Annotated in this window: 14 protein-coding genes; 8 read left to right on the forward strand and 6 right to left on the reverse strand. The window is 74.1% G+C overall.

Annotated elements, in window-relative coordinates:
• Positions 1 to 51: 51 nt before the first annotated feature.
• The 3 genes from AQI95_RS23655 to AQI95_RS23665 form a co-directional block, all read right to left on the reverse strand.
• Entirely contained in the window at positions 52 to 549 is a 498-nt protein-coding gene (locus AQI95_RS23655; protein WP_067127112.1) for a methylated-DNA--[protein]-cysteine S-methyltransferase, read from the reverse strand.
• A 12-nt stretch (positions 550 to 561) separates the two neighbouring features.
• A complete protein-coding gene (locus AQI95_RS23660; RefSeq protein WP_067127114.1) occupies positions 562 to 2,073 on the reverse strand; it encodes an AlkA N-terminal domain-containing protein in 1,512 nt (503 codons plus the stop codon).
• A gap of 128 nt (positions 2,074 to 2,201) precedes the next feature.
• Positions 2,202 to 3,080, reverse strand: coding sequence for a methylenetetrahydrofolate reductase (locus tag AQI95_RS23665; protein ID WP_067127120.1), 879 nt, complete (start codon positions 3,078 to 3,080; stop codon positions 2,202 to 2,204).
• A gap of 292 nt (positions 3,081 to 3,372) precedes the next feature.
• Between AQI95_RS23665 and AQI95_RS23670 the strand changes: the two genes are divergently transcribed.
• On the forward strand, positions 3,373 to 4,074 hold the full coding sequence (locus AQI95_RS23670; RefSeq protein ID WP_079071418.1) for a B3/B4 domain-containing protein: 702 nt from the start codon (positions 3,373 to 3,375) through the stop codon (positions 4,072 to 4,074).
• Between the two features lie 26 nt (positions 4,075 to 4,100).
• Positions 4,101 to 5,588, forward strand: a complete 1,488-nt coding sequence (gene pdxR / locus AQI95_RS23675) for a MocR-like pyridoxine biosynthesis transcription factor PdxR (protein WP_067127537.1) — start codon at positions 4,101 to 4,103, stop codon at positions 5,586 to 5,588.
• 130 nt (positions 5,589 to 5,718) lie between these two features.
• Here the strand turns inward: pdxR and AQI95_RS23680 are convergent, their stop codons facing one another.
• Positions 5,719 to 6,390, reverse strand: coding sequence for a TetR/AcrR family transcriptional regulator (locus tag AQI95_RS23680; protein ID WP_067127123.1), 672 nt, complete (start codon positions 6,388 to 6,390; stop codon positions 5,719 to 5,721).
• Positions 6,391 to 6,596: 206 nt separating this feature from the next.
• On the opposite strand from AQI95_RS23680, the gene AQI95_RS23685 reads away from it, so the two are divergent.
• From AQI95_RS23685 to AQI95_RS23700, 4 genes are read left to right on the forward strand one after another with little or no spacing between them, the layout of a single operon-like run.
• Positions 6,597 to 7,619: a fumarylacetoacetate hydrolase family protein gene (locus tag AQI95_RS23685; RefSeq protein WP_067127126.1), complete on the forward strand. Its 1,023-nt coding sequence runs from the start codon at positions 6,597 to 6,599 to the stop codon at positions 7,617 to 7,619.
• Positions 7,616 to 8,869, forward strand: a complete 1,254-nt coding sequence (locus AQI95_RS23690) for a thiolase family protein (RefSeq protein WP_067127129.1) — start codon at positions 7,616 to 7,618, stop codon at positions 8,867 to 8,869. The genes AQI95_RS23685 and AQI95_RS23690 overlap by 4 nt, the downstream gene beginning before the upstream one ends.
• Positions 8,866 to 10,455 (forward strand): AMP-binding protein, encoded by a 1,590-nt coding sequence (locus AQI95_RS23695; protein WP_067127132.1) that lies wholly within the window; start codon positions 8,866 to 8,868, stop codon positions 10,453 to 10,455. Before AQI95_RS23690 ends, AQI95_RS23695 begins: the two co-directional genes overlap by 4 nt.
• Complete coding sequence (locus AQI95_RS23700; RefSeq protein WP_067127135.1) at positions 10,452 to 11,270, forward strand: cyclase family protein; 819 nt, start codon at positions 10,452 to 10,454, stop codon at positions 11,268 to 11,270. Before AQI95_RS23695 ends, AQI95_RS23700 begins: the two co-directional genes overlap by 4 nt.
• Positions 11,271 to 11,298: 28 nt before the next feature.
• Here AQI95_RS23700 and AQI95_RS23705 read toward each other — a convergent pair whose 3' ends face one another.
• Both AQI95_RS23705 and AQI95_RS23710 read right to left on the reverse strand, forming a co-directional pair.
• Positions 11,299 to 12,366 carry a hypothetical protein gene (locus AQI95_RS23705; RefSeq protein ID WP_067127138.1) on the reverse strand — a complete coding sequence of 356 codons (1,068 nt, stop codon included), beginning with the start codon at positions 12,364 to 12,366 and terminating at the stop codon, positions 11,299 to 11,301.
• A gap of 87 nt (positions 12,367 to 12,453) precedes the next feature.
• Complete coding sequence (locus AQI95_RS23710) at positions 12,454 to 13,059, reverse strand: TetR family transcriptional regulator (protein WP_067127140.1); 606 nt, start codon at positions 13,057 to 13,059, stop codon at positions 12,454 to 12,456.
• Positions 13,060 to 13,397: 338 nt separating this feature from the next.
• On the opposite strand from AQI95_RS23710, the gene AQI95_RS23715 reads away from it, so the two are divergent.
• Entirely contained in the window at positions 13,398 to 17,552 is a 4,155-nt protein-coding gene (locus tag AQI95_RS23715; RefSeq protein ID WP_079071420.1) for a type I polyketide synthase, read from the forward strand.
• Between the two features lie 46 nt (positions 17,553 to 17,598).
• On the forward strand, positions 17,599 to 18,840 hold the full coding sequence (ccrA, locus tag AQI95_RS23720; protein ID WP_067127149.1) for a crotonyl-CoA carboxylase/reductase: 1,242 nt from the start codon (positions 17,599 to 17,601) through the stop codon (positions 18,838 to 18,840).
• The last annotated feature ends 37 nt before the right edge of the window (positions 18,841 to 18,877 follow it).

Consider the following 18,877-nt stretch of genomic DNA (forward strand, 5'->3'; position numbering starts at 1 on the left):
CGACCGGGCTGGGCGGGGCACCGGCGCCGCACCGGGCCGTCCGCCGTGGGCTCACGACGAGAACAGCGCCGCGCCCTGTTCGAAGTCCAGCAGACGGCGCTTGCGGTCCAGGCCGCCGCCGTAGCCGGTGAGGCTGCCGTCGGAGCCGACCACGCGATGGCAGGGGACGATGATGCCGACGGGGTTGCGGCCGTTGGCGAGGCCGACCGCGCGGGAGGCCTGGGGGTTGCCGAGGGCGTCGGCGAGCTGGCCGTAGGTGCGGGTCTCGCCGTAGGGGATGCGGGTGAGCTGTTCCCAGACGCTGCGCTGGAACGGCGTTCCCTTCAGGACGAGTTCGAGGGTGAACTCCTTCAGCTCGCCCGCGAAGTAGGCCGACAGCTGCTCCCGCGCCACGCCGAAGCAGGGCAGGTCGTCCTCGCGCGGACCGAAGTCCTCCTCGGGCGGCCGGTGGCGCTGGCCGGTCATGTACAGGCCGCACAGGGCGCCGTCGGTGTCGGCGACCAGGGTGAGCGGGCCGTACGGGCTGTCGATCACGGTGTGGGACGTCATGGAGGAACCTTCTTACACGGGAAGGAAGTTGATGGGGTGGCTGTCGGTCGCCCACAGATACTGGACGGCGTACGCCCGCCAGGGCCGCCAGGCCTCGGCGCGGGCGGTGAGCGCGGCCGGGGTGGAGGGCAGTCCCAGTTCCTGGGCCGCGCGCCGGATGCCGAGGTCGGTGGCGAGGAAGGCGTCGGGGTCGCCGAGGGCGCGCATGGCGATCACGTCGACCGTCCAGGGCCCGAAGCCGGGCAGGGCCAGCAGCCGGGCGCGGGCCTCGGCCCAGTCGGACTCGACGCCCAGGTGGAGGGTGCCGTCGGCGAGTTGGCGGACGAGAGTGGTGAAGGTGGTGCGCCGGGTGCGCGGCATCGCCAGGGTCTCGGGGTCGACGGCGGCCAGCGCCTCGGGCGCCGGGAAGAGGTGGGTGAGCCCGCCCTCGGGGTCGTCCAGGGGCTTGCCGTGCGCCTGGACCAGCCGGGCCGCGTGGGTGCGGGCGGCGGCCGTGGACACCTGCTGCCCGAGTACGGCACGGACGGCGAACTCGGCCTCGTCGACCGTGCGCGGCACCCGGCGGCCGGGCGCCCGGTCGACCAGCGGCGCGAGCAGCGGATCGGTGCGCAGCCGGTCGTCGACGGCGACCGGGTCGGCGTCCAGGTCGAGCATGCGGCGGCAGCGGCTGATCGCCACGGTCAGATCGCGCAGATCGCTGAGCGTGAGCCGGCAGGCGATGTGGTCGGGGCGCGGGGCGAGGGAGACGATCCCATGGCCGTACGGCAGTCGCAGCGTGCGCCGGTAGGCGCCGGTGGGGGCGCCGTCCGTGCCGTCGAGGCAGTCGGGCAGCCACTCCTCGACGCCGGGTACGGCGGTGGCGGCGAGATGGCCGAAGAGGTTGGCGGGGTTGAGCGGGGCACGGAACGGCAGCCGCAGGCTGAGCCCGCCCGGCGTGCCGGCCCCGGACTTCGGCGCGCGGGCGCGCAGCTCGCTCGGGGTCAGGGCGAAGACCTCGCGGACGGTGTCGTTGAAGCTGCGGATCGAGGAGAAGCCGGCCGCGAACGCGATCTCCGCCATGGCCAGCGTGGTCGTCTCGATGAGCAGGCGGGCGGTCTGGGCGCGCTGGGCACGGGCGAGTGCGAGCGGCCCCGCGCCCAGTTCGGCGAGCAGCTGCCGCTCCACCTGGCGGGTGCTGTAGCCGAGCCGGGCGGCGAGTCCGGGCACGCCCTCGCGGTCCACGACGCCGTCGGCGACGAGCCGCATCGCGCGGGCCACCAGGTCGGCGCGCTGGTTCCACTCGGGCGAGCCGGGGCTGGTGTCCGGGCGGCAGCGTTTGCAGGCCCGGAACCCGGCCTGCTGGCAGGCGGCCGCGCTCGGGTAGAACGTCATGTTCTCCGGCTTGGGCGGGACGACCGGACAGCTGGGCCGGCAGTAGATCCGGGTCGTCAGGACCGCCGTGAAGAACCACCCGTCGAACCGGGCGTCCTTGGACTGCACGGCGCGTACGCAGTGTTCCCGGTCGAGGTGCGTCGCTGTCTGCATGTCTCCAGCATCGGCCCGTCGGACGGCGATCGCTGGCGGAAATCCGACATCAGCGTCCACCGGCCTGCCGGGTTCCCGATCGGACCCGGGCTGCGGGTGCGGTGCCGATCCGGCCCGGGTCGGTCCAGCTAGGCGCTGCCGTGGAGGCTCCGCCGGAATCCGGCGATCCACTCGGCGGTGTCGCGCAGCCCGCCGAAGGTGTAGAAGTGCACCTTCACCACGCCGTGCCGCTCGGGGTCGTAGCGGTGGGCGAAGGTGTGCAGAAAGCGGTCCGGGCCGGTCGTGCCCATGAGGTTGGTCAGCGAGAAGCCGTACTTGCGGGCGACCGAGGCGCTGGTCGCGACGCCGAACCGGGTGGCGTAGCCGAGCAGCCGACGTACCCCCGCCGGTCCGGGCACGCCGATGCGGACGGGCAGGTGCACGCCCCGTTCGCGGGCGGCCTCCAGCCAGGTGAGGACGGGGTCGGCGTCGAAGCCGAACTGGGTGATGACATCGCCGCCGAACCGGTGCGCCCCGATGGCCGCCGCCTTGTCGGTCAGCGCCGACCACAGCGCGGGGTCGGCTATCACGGGGTGGCCCTCCGGGTAGCCGCTGATGCCGATGTGGCGGACGCCGTGGTCCTGGAGCAGTCCGGTGCGCAGCAGGGCGAGGGAGTCCTCGTAGGGGCCCTCGGGCCGGGCGGGGTCGCCGCCGACGACGAAGACGTTCTCGGCGGTGCCGTCCGCGGCCAGCCCGGACAGGAACTCCTCCAGGGCGGCGCGGGAGGGCAGGCGGCGCGCCGAGATGTGGGGTACGGGGACGAAACCGAGCCGCTTGACCGCGCGGGCGGCGGCGAGCCGCATGCCGAGGTCCTCGCCGGCGAGGAAGGTGATGTTGATCCGGGTGCCGCGCGGGATGCTGCCCCGCGCCTCCTCCAGTCGAGGCACGTCCTTGCCGGTCATCTCCAGCGAGAAGTCGTCCAGCAGAGCGGCACCGACGGCCGGGGTGGCGGTGAGAGCGGGGTTCATCGTGTTCCTCGTGCGACGGCGTTCCTGACCCCGGCCGATGATGCCACGCGCGGCGCGGGGGCCGCGGCCCAGGGTCGGGCCGGGCCGCTTACCGGTGGCACCGGGCCCGGGCGACCGACGCCCGGGCATCCCCGCCCGTCCCCGGAACACGGCCCCCGTCGGATCTGCCGGGTCACGCGGCACCGGTGCTCGGGGCGCGGTTATGGACCGGTCGGACGCTGCGGCTTTGGCCCTGGTGAGCGGACCATCGCCCCGGCAAGGTGGTGATCCCGAACCCGAGGAGAACCCGAGCATGCGATTCCGGCACGCGGCGAGCATCCGGTCGACGTACCCCGAACTGGCCTGTGGCGCGCTGTACGCCACCGGCGTCGACGCCCGTGCGGACACCGGGCCGCGCGCCGCCGAGTACACCGCCCGCGCCCTGGACCGGCTGTCCGGCGCGACCGAGGGCGAGTTCCCCGAAGTGCTGGCCTGGCGGCGGACGTTCAGCCGGATGGGGCTGAAGCCGACGCAGGTCCGGTGCGCCTCGGAGTCGTTGCTGCGCCGGCTGCGCAAGGAGGGGACGCTGCCGCGCATCCACCCCCTGGTCGACCTGTGCAACGCGCTGTCCGTGGCGTACGCGATCCCGGTGGCCGTCCTCGACGTGGACCGGGTCGCGGAGCCGCTGCTGGAGGTGCGGCCGGCCGGCGGAGAGGAGACGTACACAGCGTTCGGCGGGGGCATCGAGCATCCGGCACCCGGCGAGGTGACCTTCGTCGACTCGGCGGGCCGGGCGCACGCCCGGCGCTGGACCCACCGCCAGAGCGGCCACTCGGCGGTCGGCGAGCACACCCGCCGGGTGCTGGTGGTGGCGGAGGCCATGCACGAGGGCGGCACACAGATCGTGCCCGAGCTGCTCAAGACGGTGGAGGCGGAGGTGGCGGCGCTCTGGGGGGCCGGCACGGAGGCGGCCGTGCTCACCGCGACCGCGCCGGAATTCGTCTTCGGCGAGTGAGCCCGGCGCATGGCAGCATCACGGGCGTGAACGGGGAACGACAGGCGCCGGCCGCCGCGGGCGAACACCCCGGCCGCGGCTCGGACTTCCTGCAGCTGGCGGTCGGCGACCTGCCCAGCGGCGGGAAGGCGGAGTGGCTGGCCGGCCGGCTGCGGCAGGCGATCGCGGACGGACGGCTGGCGGTCGGCAGCAGACTCCCGCCCACCCGGGTGCTCGCGGCCGACCTGCGCGTCTCCCGCGGGGTGATCACCGAGGCCTACCGGCGGCTCGCCGAGGACGGCCATCTGGAGGGGCGCCGCCGCGGGGGCACGGTGGTGGTGGCGGCCCCCTCGGTGCCGCGGGGCGCGGCCGGGGGCGGTGTCGCAGGGGGCGGGGCGACGCCCTTCTCGGGCACCCCCGGTGCGGATGTCTTCGACGCGTTGCGCAGCGCCCCGGCCGTCGTCGACCTCACCCCCGGGCGGCCGGATCTCGCCACCTTCCCGCGTACCGCCTGGCTGCGGGCCGAGCGCGCCGTGCTGGCGGAGCTGTCCGCCGAGCACCTCGGCTACGGCGACCCCCGTGGCGCCCCCGCGCTGCGGCGGGCCGTGGCCGACTGGCTGGCGCGGATGCGGGGCGTGCGGGTGGCGCCTGACGAGGTGCTGATCGTCGCGGGCACCGCCCAGGCGCTCACACTGCTGCACCAGGTGCTGCGGGCGGACGGCATCGACGCCGTCGCGGTGGAGGACCCGGGCTCGCTCGGAGGCCGCCAGCATCTGGCGAACGGGGGCCTCGGCACCCCGCCGGTGCCGGTCGACGAGGAGGGGGTGCGGGTGGACGCACTGCGGGCGACCGGCGCCCGCGCGGTGCTGCTGACTCCGGCCCACCAGTTCCCGACCGGCGTGGTGACCAGCGGTGAGCGCCGCCGTGAGCTGCTCGGCTGGGCACGGGAGGGCGGGCTGATCCTGGAGGACGACTACGACGCGGAGCACCGCTACGACCGGGCCCCGGTCCCGGCGCTGCGGGCTCTGCTGGCCGACCGGGTCTGCTACATGGGCAGCGTTTCGAAGCTGCTCGCACCGGCACTGCGCATCGGCTGGCTGGTGGCTCCGGCCCGCCACCGCGCGGCACTGATCGACGCCAAGCGTTTCGACGACCTCGGCAACGCGGTGCTGCCGCAGCTGGTGCTGGCCCGGCTGATGGAGTCCGGTGGGCTGGAGCGTCAGCTGCGGCTGCTGCGTCGCCGGCACCGCGACCGCCGCGACGCGATGATCGCCGCGCTCGCCGAGCATCTGCCCGGCGGGACCGTGCACGGCGCCGCGGCGGGGCTGCACCTGACCGTCACGTACACCGCGGACGTGCCCGACACCGAGGTCGCGGCCGCCGCGCTGGCCCGGGGAGTGAAGTGCCAACCGCTCTCCTGGCACCGGCAGTTGCCCGGCCCGCCCGGTCTCGTCCTCGGCTATGCGGCCACCGCGCCGGGAGCGATCGCCGAGGGCGTGGCACTCCTCGGCCGCGGCCTGCGCGAGCTGGCCTGAGCGGCACGGAGGGTCCCCCCGGCGGCGCACTGACGCCGTCCTCCTGACCGAGCCGCTCACCGCACCCGTGGCCCTCCTGCGGGCATCACCGGTGCCCTGCCCATCGATTGACGGGCCGTCAGCGGGATCGTCAGCGAACCCGCGGCGCACGTGAAGCCGGGGCTGCCGTGGCCGTCGCGGTCGTGGCTGTCGCAGTCGTGGCCGTCGCGGCCATCGCGGCCGTGGCCGTCGCGGCCAGGTTGAGCAGGTGCTTGAGCGCGCCCAGGCCGCCCTCGCGGTCGACCAGCGCGTCGAGGCTGTGGAGGGTGTTCACGCCGATCCCGCTGCCGAACAGGATCGTCGCGAGATGCTTGGCGTCCGGCAGCCCCGGACTCTGCGCCACCAGTTGCTCCAGGTACTCCACCCAGAGCAGCCGGGTGCGTTCGTACCCGCGCAGATAGGCGTCGCGCAGCGGGCCTTCGGCGCGCATGACCTCCGGCAGGGTCGTGGTGAGGACCCGGCCGCACGGGGCGCCGACCACGGCCAGGTGCGCGTCGACAAGGAGGTCGAACGAGAGCGTGCCGGAGGCCAGTCGACGGCGGTACTCCTGCTGCGCCGTCCGGAACGCCTGGTCGATGACCTCGACGATCAGCCCGTCCTTGGAGCCGAAGTGCCAGGAGACCGAGCCTCGGCTGATGCCGGCGCGGTCGGCGACCGCCTGCACGGACGCGGCGCGCGGTCCCGCCTCGGCCACCAACTCTGTCGCGGCCTGCAGCAGGCGCAGGCGGCTCTCCTGTGCGCTCTCCTCGCGACGACCGGCCATGCCGCGATTCTGGCACAGGCGGGGAAGGCGTGCGGCATCCCTTGACATCCTGTGTCGGCCGTCCAATGAATGGACCGATGTCCAGTTGCTTTTCGGCTTCCGGACCCCGGCCCTCGGACCACCCCCACCGCACCCCACTCCCCCAACCCCCTTCCCTCGCACCGCACTTCACCGCACCTCTCCCAACATCTCGATGAGGAGACGTCATGCGCCTGGTCACCTTCGTGGCGGACGACCACCCCGACCGGCAGCACCTCGGTGCACTGCTCGACGACGACTCGGCCGTCCTCGACCTCACCGCCGCGGCCCCCGAGGACGATGCCCTGCGGACCATGCAGTCGCTGATCGACTCCGGCGCGGACGGACTGGACCGCGCCCGGACGCAGTGCGCGCTGCGCCCCGAGCGCGCCCTGGTCCCCCGGGACGCGGTACGACTGCTGGCGCCGCTGCCCCGCCCGCTCCGCATCCGCGACTGCGGGCTGTTCGTCGCCCACGCCGCGGCCGCCCTGCGGGAGCTGGCCCGGCGCCAGGCCGCCGAGGCGGCCGATCCCGACGCGGAGTTCGAACGGCTCATGGCCAGCGGCCGGTTCGACCTCAACCCGCTGTTCTACGAACGCGTCCTGTACTACACCTGCGACCACCTGTCCGTGAGCGGACCCGAGGACGAGATCGAGGTCCCGGCGGGCGCCAAGGAACTGGACTACGAACTGGAGTTCGCGGCCGTGCTGGGCCGCACGGCACGCGACGTGGACCCGAGTGCCGCGCGGGAACACATCTTCGGCTACACCGTCTTCAACGACTGGAGCGCGCGCGACCTCCAGATCGCGTTGATGCGCACCGGCGTGGGCCCGGGCGAGGGCAAGGACTTCGACGGCTCGAACGCCCTGGGCCCGTGCATCGTCACCTCCGACGAGCTGCCCGACCCCTACGACCTGACCATGACCGCCCGCGTCAACGGCGAGGAGTGGTCGCGGGGTCGTACCGACGGCATGCAGCACAGCTTCGAGGACGCCGTCGTGCACTTCAGCCGTGGCCGGTCGATCCACGCGGGGGAGGTCATGGCCTCGGGCACCGTGCCGTCGGGCACCGCCTTCGACCTCGGCAAGCGGCTGCGGGACGGCGACGTGGTCGAGCTGGAGGTCGACGGGATCGGGGTGCTGCGCAACCGCGTGCGCATCCCCGGTGGCCACGGCGGCGGACCGAACGGCAGCGGCCGGGGCCGGTCATGAGCGACGACGTCTACGTCGTCGGGGTCGGCAGGACGGCCTACGGCCGGTTCCCGGACCGTGGCGTGGCCGCGCTCGCGGGAGAGGCGCTCGCCATGTGCCTGGCGGACGCGGGTGTCGACGGGTCCGCGGTCGGCTGCGTCTTCTTCGCCAACGCCACCCAGGGCGTGCTGGAGGGACAGCATCTGATCCGCGGTCAGGTCGCGCTGCGGGGCCTCGGGATGGCGGGCATCCCTGTCTTCAACATCGAGAACGCCTGCGCCGGCGGGGCCGGCGCGGTCCATCTCGCCGCCGTCGCCGTGCGGGCCGGCCAGTGCGACTTCGCCCTCGCCCTGGGCGCCGAGAAGATGTACGGCGCGGACGGCGACCGCACCCGAGAGGCGTTCCTGGCCGGGATGGACGTCACTCGCTGGGAGGCGGAGCTGAAGGCGCTGCGCGGCGCCGCGGGGGCGACCGGCACCGCCCCCGCCGCGTCCCGCTCGGTGTTCATGGACGTCTACGCCGCGCTCGCCGCCCACTATCTGCGCCGGCACCCGGCCGTCACCGCACGGCAGTTCGCGGCCGTCACCGTCAAGAACCGGCGGCACGCCGCCCTCAATCCGCGGGCCACCCACCGGGACCGGCTCACCGTCGAACAGGTGCTGGCGGCACGGGAGATCGCGGCGCCCCTGACCCTGCCGATGTGCGCACCCATCGGCGACGGCGGCGCCGCCGCCCTGCTGTGCTCGCGGCGGGCACTGCGCCGGCTCGACGGCCGCCGCCGGGCGGTGCGGCTGCGGGCCTGCGTGGTGCTCTCGGGCTCGGGCCGGGCGCTCGACGAGGACGCCGAGTCGATCGGTCGCCGCGCCGCGACGGCCGCGTACGAACAGGCGGGGCTCGGCCCGGACGACGTGTCCGTGGCCGAGGTGCACGACGCCACGGCCGTCGGCGAGGCGCTGCAGCTTGAGGCCCTCGGGCTCACGGCGGCGGGCGACGGGGCGGTGGCGGCCGAGCGCGGCGAGACCGCGCTCGGCGGACGGCTGCCCGTCAACACCTCAGGCGGTCTGGAGTGCAACGGCCATCCCGTGGGAGCCACGGGCGTCGGGCAGCTGCACGAACTGGTCACCCAGCTGCGCGGCGAGGCCGGTGCGCGGCAGGTGCCGCGCGCCCGGATCGCGCTGGCCGAGAACGGCGGCGGGTTCCTGGGGTACGAGGAGGCGGCACTGGCCGTCACCCTGCTGGAGGCCCCGGCCACCACCGGGAGGCACGGATGAACATCGCGACGCTCCTTGACCAGGCGGCCACCCGCACCCCCCACGCACCGGCGGTCTGCGAGGGCACGACCGTGCTGCGCAGCTACGCCCAACTCGCCGACCGCGCCCGGACGATCGGCACGCTGCTGGTCCGCGAGCACGGGGCGCGGCCCGGCGACCGCGTCGCGCTCGCCCTGCGCAACACGCCGCTGTACTGGGAGATCATGTTCGGAGCGTGGTGGGCGGGGCTGGCCGTGACCCCGATGAACGCCCGTCTGCACCCGAGGGAGTTCGCCGGTCTCGTCGCGGACTGCGCGGCCCGGGTGTGCGTGGCCACGGACGACGTGCTCGGCCCGCTCGGCGAACAGGACCTGGGCGGCACGCGCCTGACCGGGGCGGGGGCGCTGTGCGCGGCGGCGGACTCCCTGGAGGGGTCCGGGCGCCCGGAGCCGGCCGCGCGGCCGGCTCCCGCGGAGGTCCGGCCCGAGGACCCCGCCTGGCTCTTCTACACCAGTGGCACCACGGGACGTCCCAAGGGAGCCACGCTCACCCATCGCAACCTGATGGCCGCGACGCTCAGCGCGCTGGCCGACCTCGGCGGCGCCGTGGACGCGTCGCTCCTGCACATCGCCCCGATGTCCCACGCCAGCGGGCTGTTCGGGCTGGCCTTCGTCGCTCGCTCCCGCGCCCAGGTGTTCCCGCGCGGCGGCGTCGTGGACGCGGGCACGCTGGACGAGGGGCTGCGGGCCTTCGGCCCGACGGCGTTCTTCGCGGTGCCGACGATCCTGCGGCGGCTGCTGGACCCCGCGCTGCTGCCGGACGAGCTGCTCCCGTCCGTCCACCGCGTCCTCTACGGCGGCGCTCCCCTGCACGCCGAGGACCTCGGGCGGGTCATCGCCCGCTTCGGCCCGCAGCGGCTCTGGCAGGGCTACGGGCAGGGCGAGTCGCCCGGCACGATCTGTCACCTGCGCCCGGAGGATCACCGAGGCTTTGACGGGACCGCCTTGGAGCGGCGGTTGCAGAGCGTGGGGACGGCGCGCACCGGTGTCGAGGTGCGCGTCGTGGACGAGCGCGGGCGGCCCGTGCCGGCCGGGACGGTGGGCGAGGTGGCGGTCCGCGGCGACACGGTGATGGCGGGCTACTGGAACGACCCGGAGGCGACCGCACGGACGGTGCGCGGCGGCTGGCTGCACACCGGCGATCTCGGCCGGCTGGACGGGCACGGCCTGCTCACCCTCGTCGACCGGGCCAAGGACCTGATCATCTCGGGGGGTTCCAACATCTATCCGCGGGAGGTCGAGGAGGTACTCCTGTGCCACCCCGCGGTGGCGGAGGCCGCCGTCGTCGGGACACCGGACGCGGAGTGGGGCGAACTGCCCGCCGCGTTCGTCGTCCTCGCCGACGGCGACACGGCCGGCGAGGCCGAGCTGGACAGCCACTGCCTGGCCCGGCTGGCCCGGTTCAAGCGCCCGCGTCACTACGTCTTCGCCGAGGCGCTGCCCAAGAACGCCTACGGCAAGGTGCTCAAGACCGAACTGCGGGGGCTGCTGCGCCAGCCGCCGCCCCCGGACCGGGCGACCGCGCCCGAGAGGAGGAAGTCACGATGACACTCATCGACCTCACCTGCCGACTCGACCCGAACGATCTGGCCCTGGTGCCGCAGAACATGCCCGACCTGGCCGCCATCATCGCCCCGAGCGTGGAGTACCAGCCGCACGAGACGTCCGGACGCGACCTGATGATCGCCTCCTTCGGCTGCACGGCCGACGACCTCCCGGGCGGTGAGGGCCCCGCGGGGGAGATCCTGCACCGGATGAGCAGCCACTGCGGCACCCATGTCGACGCGCCGCTGCACAGCGGCCGGTTCTGCGAGGGCCGCCCGTCCCGCTCGGTGAGCGACTTCGCCCTGGAGGAGCTGTACCGGCCCGGTCTGGTGCTCGACGTACGGGCCTGGACCGAGCCGGGCGGGGCCATCCCGGTCGAGGCCCTGGAGCGCGCCGTGGCGGCGACGGGGCGGGAGATCCGGGACGGCGACGCGGTGCTGATCCGGACGGGCCAGGAGCGGTACGCCATCGGCGACCCGCGCTACTTCGCCTACCCCGGCATGTCGGGCGCGGGGACGCGGTACCTCGCCGGCCTCGGCGCGACGATCCTCGGCACCGACGCGCTCGGCTGGGACCGCCCCATCCCCGCCATGCGCAAGGCGTTCCAGGAGACCGGTGACACCGGGCAGATCTGGGACGGCCACTACGCGGTCAAGGACAAGGAGGTGCTGATCGTCCAGCAGTTGGAGAACCTCGGCGCACTGCCGCCCGCCGGCTTCATGGTCGGCTTCTTCCCGATGAAGCTGATGGGCACCACCGCCGCGCCGGCCCGCGTCGTCGCCTTCGTGGAGAACGGCGTTCGGGCGGGGCGGACCTGACCCCCGCGGCGGGCGGGGACCGCCCGGGTCACGGCGTGGACACCTGTGCCGCGGGCTCCTCCCGCTCGGAGGCCCGCGGGTCCGCGGGGCCGCCGTCCGGTCGCGCCCCCGGCTCGCCCCGGCGCGTCCCGTAGGCGAACAGTGCCAGTCCACCGGCCAGCCATGCCGCGAGGACCAGCAGGGCCCGGGCGCTGCCCGCGCCGTCGAAGAAGGCCATCGAGCGCAGCAGCGTGCCGCCGGCGCCGGGCGGGAGGAACTGCCCGAAGGTGCCCCAGCCGGAGGGCAGCCACTCCGGGCCGCCGGCGAGTCCGGACAGCGGATTGCCGAGGAAGATCATCATGGCCGCGCCCAGCCCGAGCCCGGGTCCGCCGAGCAGCGCCCGCAGTCCCATGATCGTCCAGCAGGTGGCGGCGGTGCTGAACGCGACGGCGAGGGAGGTGAGCAGGTAGTTCCCGCCGATCACGTCGAAGCCGTAGCGCAGCAGCGCGGTGAGGGCGAAGCCGCCGGTGAGCGCGAACCCGAAGGCGGTCGCGGCGCGTTGGGCGGGCGCGCGCAACAGCGTCACGATCAGGATCGCCGCCAGATAGCCGCCCAGGACCAGCGGCAGCGCGCCGGCCGACAGCCCGACGCCGTTCGGGTCGGCGGCCGGCAGCGGGTGCAGATCACGGACGGCGGCCGTCGCACCGGCCGGTGTGGGGGCCAGCGCGGGCGCGAGGCCGCGCAGCGTGGCGGCGACGGGCGGGCTGGCGGCGCCGGCGACGAGCACCTCGGGGGCGGTGCCCGGTGTGCCGCCGACGACCACAGCGCCGTAGATCTCGCGGTCGTCGATCCGCTGCTGTGCGGTGCGGGCGTCGTCCACCAGCGAGATGTCGAACGCGCCGGGCCGGGCCCGGTCCAGTTTCTCGGCCAGGGGAGCCGCGGCGCGCTGCGGTCCGGCGACGGCGATGGGCACCTTGTGCGGGCCGGAGTGGACGGCCGGCAGCTCGAAGGCGGTGAGCATCGCCACGAGGAGGAGGGTGAGGCCGGCCACCAGCGCGGGGACGGCGCGCCAGCCTAACGGGGCGCGGGTGCTGGGGCTTTGGGGCGTACGGGACATGGGCTCGGCTTCCTGTGCGAGAGGGTTCCTGCGGGTGACGCGGGCGGACCGGGCGGGCGGTTGTGTACGACCGCGCAGGGCCGGGGGCTACGGCATGACCCTGACGCGGTCCAGCGCCTGCTGTACGGCTTCGAGGGCGGGAGTGGCGGACGCGCTCGCCACCCAGTGCTCGAAGGCGAGGCGGGAGGTGGTGATGGCCAGCGTCGCGGCGAGCCGCGGGTAGAGGTCGCGCTCGGCGTCCGTACCGGTCCGGCGCGCGATCTCGGCGCCCAGCGTCGCCGCGGCCTCCGCCTCGAAGCGCAACTGCGCCGCCGCGAGCTGGGTGTGGTCCATCGCCAGGCGGATCCGCTGGAGGGCGCTGGGGTCGGGGCCGTCGGCGCGGAAGCTGTCGAGGAACGCGTGGGTCAGCGCGTCCCACAGCGGCTCCTGCTCCGGCCGCGCCCGCAGCGCCTCGACGATCCGCTCCGCCCGTTCGGCATGGGTGGCGAGGACGGCCGCCTCCTTGCTGGGGAAGTAGTTGTTGAACGTCCGGGGCGACACACCGGCAGCGGCGGCGATGTCCTCCACGCGCACCTTCTCCCAGCCGTGCTCCACGGCCAGCCGGAGCGCGGCCTGGCTCAGTGCGGCGCGTGTGGCGCTCTTCTTCCGTTCCCGCAGACCCGGCGCGGGCACGCCGTTCGGTGCTGTCACCATGCCGCCACAGTACCGAAACTTGCGCGCCACGCAACAATGCGCGGCACGCAAGGAGTGAGGTGCAGGTCACACGTTGCATTCGCCCGTTCACTGTTAGTTTCATGACTCAGCGGTTTTATCGTGAGGAGCGGAACGCTCATTCACAGCGAGGGGCCATGATGAGATTCTGACGGTTTTCAATCAAACCGTTCGACCTTACCGCCGGTACGGGTCATAAACGAGTCATCCATTTCCGGAACATTCCCCTGCAGCCGCGCGCGCCCGCGTCAACTCCCTTCTGAACAGCGGGAACTCGCCAACCCGCAGCACCTCTCACAGGTAAGGAAGTCAGCTTCGCCATGCAAAAAGACAATGGACCAGCGCAGCTACCGATCGCGGTGGTCGGGATGGCCTGCCGGGTTCCGGGCGCGGACGGCCTGTCCGAATTCTGGCGGCTGTTAATGGACGGCGGGTGCACGGTGGAGAACGCGCCGCGCACCCGCTTCAACCGCCCGTACGGAGTACCCGGGACCACGATCCGGACCGGACTGCTCGACGGCGTCGACCGCTTCGACGCGGAGTTCTTCGGCATCTCGCCCCGTGAGGCCATGGGCATGGACCCGCAGCAGCGGCTGTTCCTGGAGACCGCCTGGGAGGCGCTGGAGGACGGCGGCCAGGACACCGCGAAGCTCGCCGGCACCGCCACCGGCGTCTATGTGGGCACCTGCAACGTCCACTACTGGGATCTGCTCGCGACCGCCGGAACGCCCGACATGCACGCGTCCCTCGGATCGGGCTCCCGGGCCACCATGACCGGCCGGCTCTCCTTCGCCCTCGACGCCAACGGCCCCGGCCTGTCGGTGGACACCGCCTGCTCCTCCTCGCTCGCCGCCATCGCCCTCGCCTGCCAGAGCCTGCGGGCGGGCGAGTCGACGACGGCCGTGGCGGGCGGCTCGCAGCTCCTCGTCGCCAGCACCGAGACCCAGGGCTATGTGGACGCCGGCGTGTTCTCCGCCGAGAACTGCAAGTTCGGCGACGCCCACGCGGACGGCTTCGTCTTCAGCGAGGGCGTGGGCGCCGTCTTCCTCAAACCCCTGGCGCAGGCCCTCGCCGACGGCGACCCCGTCCGCGCCGTCATCCGCGGCTGGGGGATGAACAACGACGGAGCCGACAGCGGCACGATGATCAGCCCCGCCCTCGGCGGCCAGCGGCAGATGCTGCGCCGTGCGTACGAGAACGCGGGCGTCCCCGTCACCGAGGTGGACTACGTCGAGGCGCACGGCACCGGCACCCCCGCCGGTGACCCCGTCGAACTCGGCGCGATCGGCGCCGTTCTGGGCGAGCCCGGCGAGCGCCCCGCCGACCGCCCGCTGCCGGTCGGCTCCGTCAAGTCCAACATCGGGCACACCGGTGCCGCGGCCGGCGTCATCGGCCTCATCAAGAGCGTCCTCGTCCTCCAGCACCGCACCGTCCCGCCCACCCTGCACGTCACCGAGCGCACCCCGGCCGTCGACTGGGACGGGCTCGGTATCGACCTGCCGACCACCGCCCGGCACCTGACCGCCGAAGGCAGGCCGCTGACGGCGGGCGTGAGCGGCTTCGGCATCTCCGGCACCAATGTGCACCTGGTGGTCGGCGAGGCCGATCCGGCCGCCGACACCCTGCGCACGCGGGGCGAGGCGGCTCCGGCGGAGACCGGCCGGGAGCACCTGCTGGCGCTGTCGGCCGCCTCGCGCGTGGCCCTGCGCGCCCGCGCCCACGACCTCGCCGAACACCTCACCTCCCCCGCGGAGCCCGGTGCGCGGGAGGGCGCGGACCGCCCGGTCGGCCTCGCCGACATCTGCCACACCGCCGCCGAGCGCCGCGCCCACCACGGCTACCGGCTGGCGGTCGTCGGCGACAGCCGCGAGGCGCTGGCCGAGCGGCTGCGCGAGGCGCTGGAGACGGGCCGCGAGCCGGTCTTCGCGGGCAGCCCGCGGGTGGCGTTCGTCTTCTCCGGCCACGGCTCGCAGTGGGTCGGCATGGGGCGTGAGCTGATGGCGGTCTCGCCCGCCTTCCGGGCCGCGCTGAAGCGCTGCGACGAGGCGGTCGCGGCCGAGACGGGCTGGTCCGTCATCGACCGGCTGACCGACGGCACCGACCTGGTCGCCGAGACCGTGGCCGTCGTACACCCGGTGCTGTGGGCGCTGCAGGTGTCGCTGGCCGAGACCTGGCAGGCCTGGGGCGTCCGGCCGGACGTCGTGATCGGGCACAGCATGGGCGAGTCCGCCGCCGCGTGCGTCTCCGGCGCGCTGAGCCACGCCGACGCCGCCTCCGTCGTCTGCCGCCGCAGCCGGCTCATCCGCGACCGGGTCGCCGGCCGGGGCACCATGGCCGTGGTCGCCCTGCCCGCCGAAGGCGCCGAGCAGGTCATCGGCGAACTGGCGGTGAACGTCTCGGTGGCGGCCAGCAACGGACCGCGCACCACCGTCCTCGCCGGCGAGGTCGAGGGCATCGAGAAGATCAAGGCCGAGCTGGACGTCCGCGACGTGTTCTGCCGGGTCATGAAGGCCGAAGCCGCCTCGCACTGCTCCCAGATGGACCCGGTCCTCGACGAACTGGCCGCAGAACTGGCGGAGTTGGCCCCGCGCACGGGCCGGATCCCGCTGCGCTCCACCGTCACCGGCGAACTCATGGACGGCAGCGGGCTGGATGCCTCCTACTGGACCCGCAACCTGCGCGGACGCGTCCACTTCCGCGAGGCCGTGCTGAGCACCGCCGAGGAGGCGGAGACCGTCTTCGTCGAGATCAGCCCCCACCCGGTGCTGCTCAGCGCCGTCCAGGAGTCGCTCCAGGAGGCGGCGCTGCCGGGTACCGCGACCGGCTCGCTGATCCGCGCGGAACCCGAGCGGGAGACACTGCTGTCCGCGCTGGGCGCCGTCTACGAGGCGGGCGTGGCCGTCGACTGGACCGGCCTGTACGGGGAGGGCCGCTGCGTCGCCCTGCCGGCCTACCCGTGGCAGCGCGAGAGCCACTGGTACGAGGAGCTGGACGAGGACGCCCCCGTCGGCGCCCCGGGGGACGGCACGGCCGGACCGCCCAGGTCCGCGGGCGAGCAGATCCACGAGTTCCCGCTGTCGGATCCGGACTCCCCGTTCCTGGCGGACGCGCCCGCCCACGGCCCCGCCCTCCTGCACGGGCCCGCGTTCGCCGAGGCGGCACGGGTCGCCGCCGTCCGGGCGGCGGGCACCGACGCGCTGCGGCTCACCGATGTGTCCATCGACGACGCCCTGGCGGTGGCGGACGGCGACGCGCCGGTGCTCCGGGTCCGGCTGACACCGGCACCGGCCGAGGCGGGCTGGCGGTTCGAGGTCACCAGCCGCCCGGCCGGCGGCGGCCCGGAGGGCCCGGTGCTGTGCGGCGGCGCCGTGACCGTCCTGCCCGCCTCCCCGGCCCCCGTGACCGAGCCGGTGCTGGAGACACTGGCCCGCTGCCCCGAGCACTGGGACGCCGACGCCTTCTACGGCCGCGTGGCCGGCCACAAGCAGCTCCACCGCGTCCTGGAAGCGGTCTGGCTCGGCCGGGGCGAGGCCGTCGCCCGACTGCGCCGCCCCACCGGACTGCCGTCCCACCCCGCCCACCCGGTGCACCCCGCGCTGCTCGCCGCGGCCTCCCAGCCCGCGCTGGCGCTGCTGCCCGACCTGTCCTACCTCACCGAGCACGTCGCCGAAGTCGCCGTGTACGGCCCGGAGGCCGAGGTGCTGTGGAGCAGGTGCCGGATCACGGACGCCACCCCCGACGGGGTGCTCCACCTGGACATGGCACTGCTCGACGAGGGCGGCCGGGTCGTCGCCGACGTGAAGGGAATGCGCATGCGCCGCACGTCGGCCCTGGCGGAGGACGGGAACACCGCCGGCGGCCTCGCCCCCGGCAAGGAGAACCACGGCATGGCGGCCGACCTCGGCAGGGGGCCGTCGGCGGCGGCCGGGCAGGGCACGGACAGCGGCATCGAACTGACCGGGCAGCTGCGGCTCACCGACCCCTCCAGCGGCTTCGTCATCGAGCTGCAGGGCAGCCTGCGGATCTCCCGGGACCGGCCGGTGCCGCAAACGGCCCCGGCCCTGACACCGACGGCTCCACCGGCCACGGTCGCACCGGTACCGGTCGCCGCACCGCTTGCCGGACCGACTCCGGTCACCGCGCCCCGTCCCGCACCGCGCCCGGCGCCCGGCACCGTCACGCGAGCCCTCCCCGACGTGGCCCCCGAGACCGCGCCCGACGCGGGTCCCGCGCCCGACGACCGCCCGATGGCGGACCGCGTGGCAGAGCAGGTCGCGGCGGTCCTGCGGACCCGGACGGCGAAGCTCGACGTGAACAAACCGCTCCACGCGCTCGGCATGGACTCGCTCATGGCCGCCGAGCTGCGCAAGCGCCTGGAGGAACACCTGGGGATCGCCGTCCCCCTGACCAGCCTGGCCCGCGGCACGACCACCGCCGGCCTGGCCCGCGCCCTCGGCGCGCGCAACGCCGCCTGACCACCGCACCGAACACCGCACCGAACACCGCAGCAAAGGGAGAGAGATGACCAAGCTTCTGGCCAAGGATCTGTACGAGCTGGGAGACATGCCCCCGCTGGGCGAGGTCCCCGCGCGGATGCACGCGGCCGTCATCCGTCCGGAACGCTACGGCGAACCGCGCCAGGGCTTCGCCATGGAGGTCGTGGACGTACCGCGCGTCGGCCGCGGACAGGTGCTCGTCTACGTGATGGCCGCCGGCATCAACTACAACAACGTCTGGGCCTCGCTCGGCTACCCGCTCGACGTCGTCGCCGCACGGCGCAAGAAGGGCGCGTTAGAGAACTTCCACATCGGCGGCTCCGAGGGGTCCGGTGTCGTCTGGGCCGTGGGCGAGGGCGTCACGTCCGTCTCGGTCGGCGACGAGGTGATGCTCTCCGGCTGCAACTGGGACGAGACCGCGTCCGACATCCGCATGGGCGCGGACCCCATGACCTCGGCCACCCAGTCCGCCTGGGGGTACGAGGCCAACTTCGGTTCCTTCGCCCAGTACGCGCTGGTCGACGACTACCAGTGCCACCCCAAACCCGCCAACCTCTCGTGGGAGCAGGCCGCGTGCTTCCTGCTGACCGGCGCGACCGCCTACCGCCAGCTGTGCGGCTGGGCGCCCCACACGGTCGAGCCCGGCGACCCCGTGCTGATCTGGGGCGGCGCCGGCGGCCTCGGGTCGATGGCCATCCAGATCACCCGGATCCGCGGCGGCATCCCCGTCGCCGTCGTCTCCGACGACGACCGCGGCAAGTTCTGCCTGAACCTGGGCGCGAAGGGCTACATCAACCGCAACGAGTTCAGCCACTGGGGACGCCTGCCCGACACCCAGGACGCGGCCGGCATGAACGAGTGGATGAAGGGCGCCCGCGCCTTCGGATCCAGGTTCTGGGAGATCCTCGGCGAACGCAGGGCGCCGAAGATCGTCCTGGAGCACACCGGCCAGAACACCATTCCCACCTCCCTGTACCTGTGCGACACCGCGGGCATGGTCGTCATCTGCGGCGGCACCACGGGCTACAACGCCGACGTGGACCTCCGCTTCCTGTGGATGCGTCAAAAGCGCCTCCAGGGCTCGCACTTCGCCAACATCCGGCAGTGCCGCCAGGTGATCGAACTGGCCGCCGCCGGCAAGCTGGACCCCTGCCTGTCATGGGTCGGCGACTTCGACGAGACGGGCCTGGCCCACCAGTTGATGTACGAGAACAAGCACCCGTCCGGCAACATGGCCGTACGCGTCAACGCACGCCGGGAGGCGTAGCAGCCGGTGAACACCACGGGACGGGTCGTCCGGGGCA

The sequence above is a fragment of the Streptomyces yokosukanensis genome (assembly GCF_001514035.1).
GTDB lineage: Bacteria > Actinomycetota > Actinomycetes > Streptomycetales > Streptomycetaceae > Streptomyces > Streptomyces yokosukanensis.

Bases quoted from the DNA above. Each gene is read 5' to 3' on its own strand.
- AQI95_RS23655 (WP_067127112.1), bottom strand. From the start codon at position 549: ATGACGTCCCACACCGTGATCGACAGCCCGTACGGCCCGCTCACCCTG.
- AQI95_RS23660 (WP_067127114.1), bottom strand. From the start codon at position 2,073: ATGCAGACAGCGACGCACCTCGACCGGGAACACTGCGTACGCGCCGTG.
- AQI95_RS23665 (WP_067127120.1), bottom strand. From the start codon at position 3,080: ATGAACCCCGCTCTCACCGCCACCCCGGCCGTCGGTGCCGCTCTGCTG.
- AQI95_RS23670 (WP_079071418.1), top strand. From the start codon at position 3,373: ATGCGATTCCGGCACGCGGCGAGCATCCGGTCGACGTACCCCGAACTG.
- AQI95_RS23680 (WP_067127123.1), bottom strand. From the start codon at position 6,390: ATGGCCGGTCGTCGCGAGGAGAGCGCACAGGAGAGCCGCCTGCGCCTG.
- AQI95_RS23685 (WP_067127126.1), top strand. From the start codon at position 6,597: ATGCGCCTGGTCACCTTCGTGGCGGACGACCACCCCGACCGGCAGCAC.
- AQI95_RS23690 (WP_067127129.1), top strand. From the start codon at position 7,616: ATGAGCGACGACGTCTACGTCGTCGGGGTCGGCAGGACGGCCTACGGC.
- AQI95_RS23695 (WP_067127132.1), top strand. From the start codon at position 8,866: ATGAACATCGCGACGCTCCTTGACCAGGCGGCCACCCGCACCCCCCAC.
- AQI95_RS23700 (WP_067127135.1), top strand. From the start codon at position 10,452: ATGACACTCATCGACCTCACCTGCCGACTCGACCCGAACGATCTGGCC.
- AQI95_RS23705 (WP_067127138.1), bottom strand. From the start codon at position 12,366: ATGTCCCGTACGCCCCAAAGCCCCAGCACCCGCGCCCCGTTAGGCTGG.
- AQI95_RS23710 (WP_067127140.1), bottom strand. From the start codon at position 13,059: ATGGTGACAGCACCGAACGGCGTGCCCGCGCCGGGTCTGCGGGAACGG.
- AQI95_RS23715 (WP_079071420.1), top strand. From the start codon at position 13,398: ATGCAAAAAGACAATGGACCAGCGCAGCTACCGATCGCGGTGGTCGGG.
- ccrA (WP_067127149.1), top strand. From the start codon at position 17,599: ATGACCAAGCTTCTGGCCAAGGATCTGTACGAGCTGGGAGACATGCCC.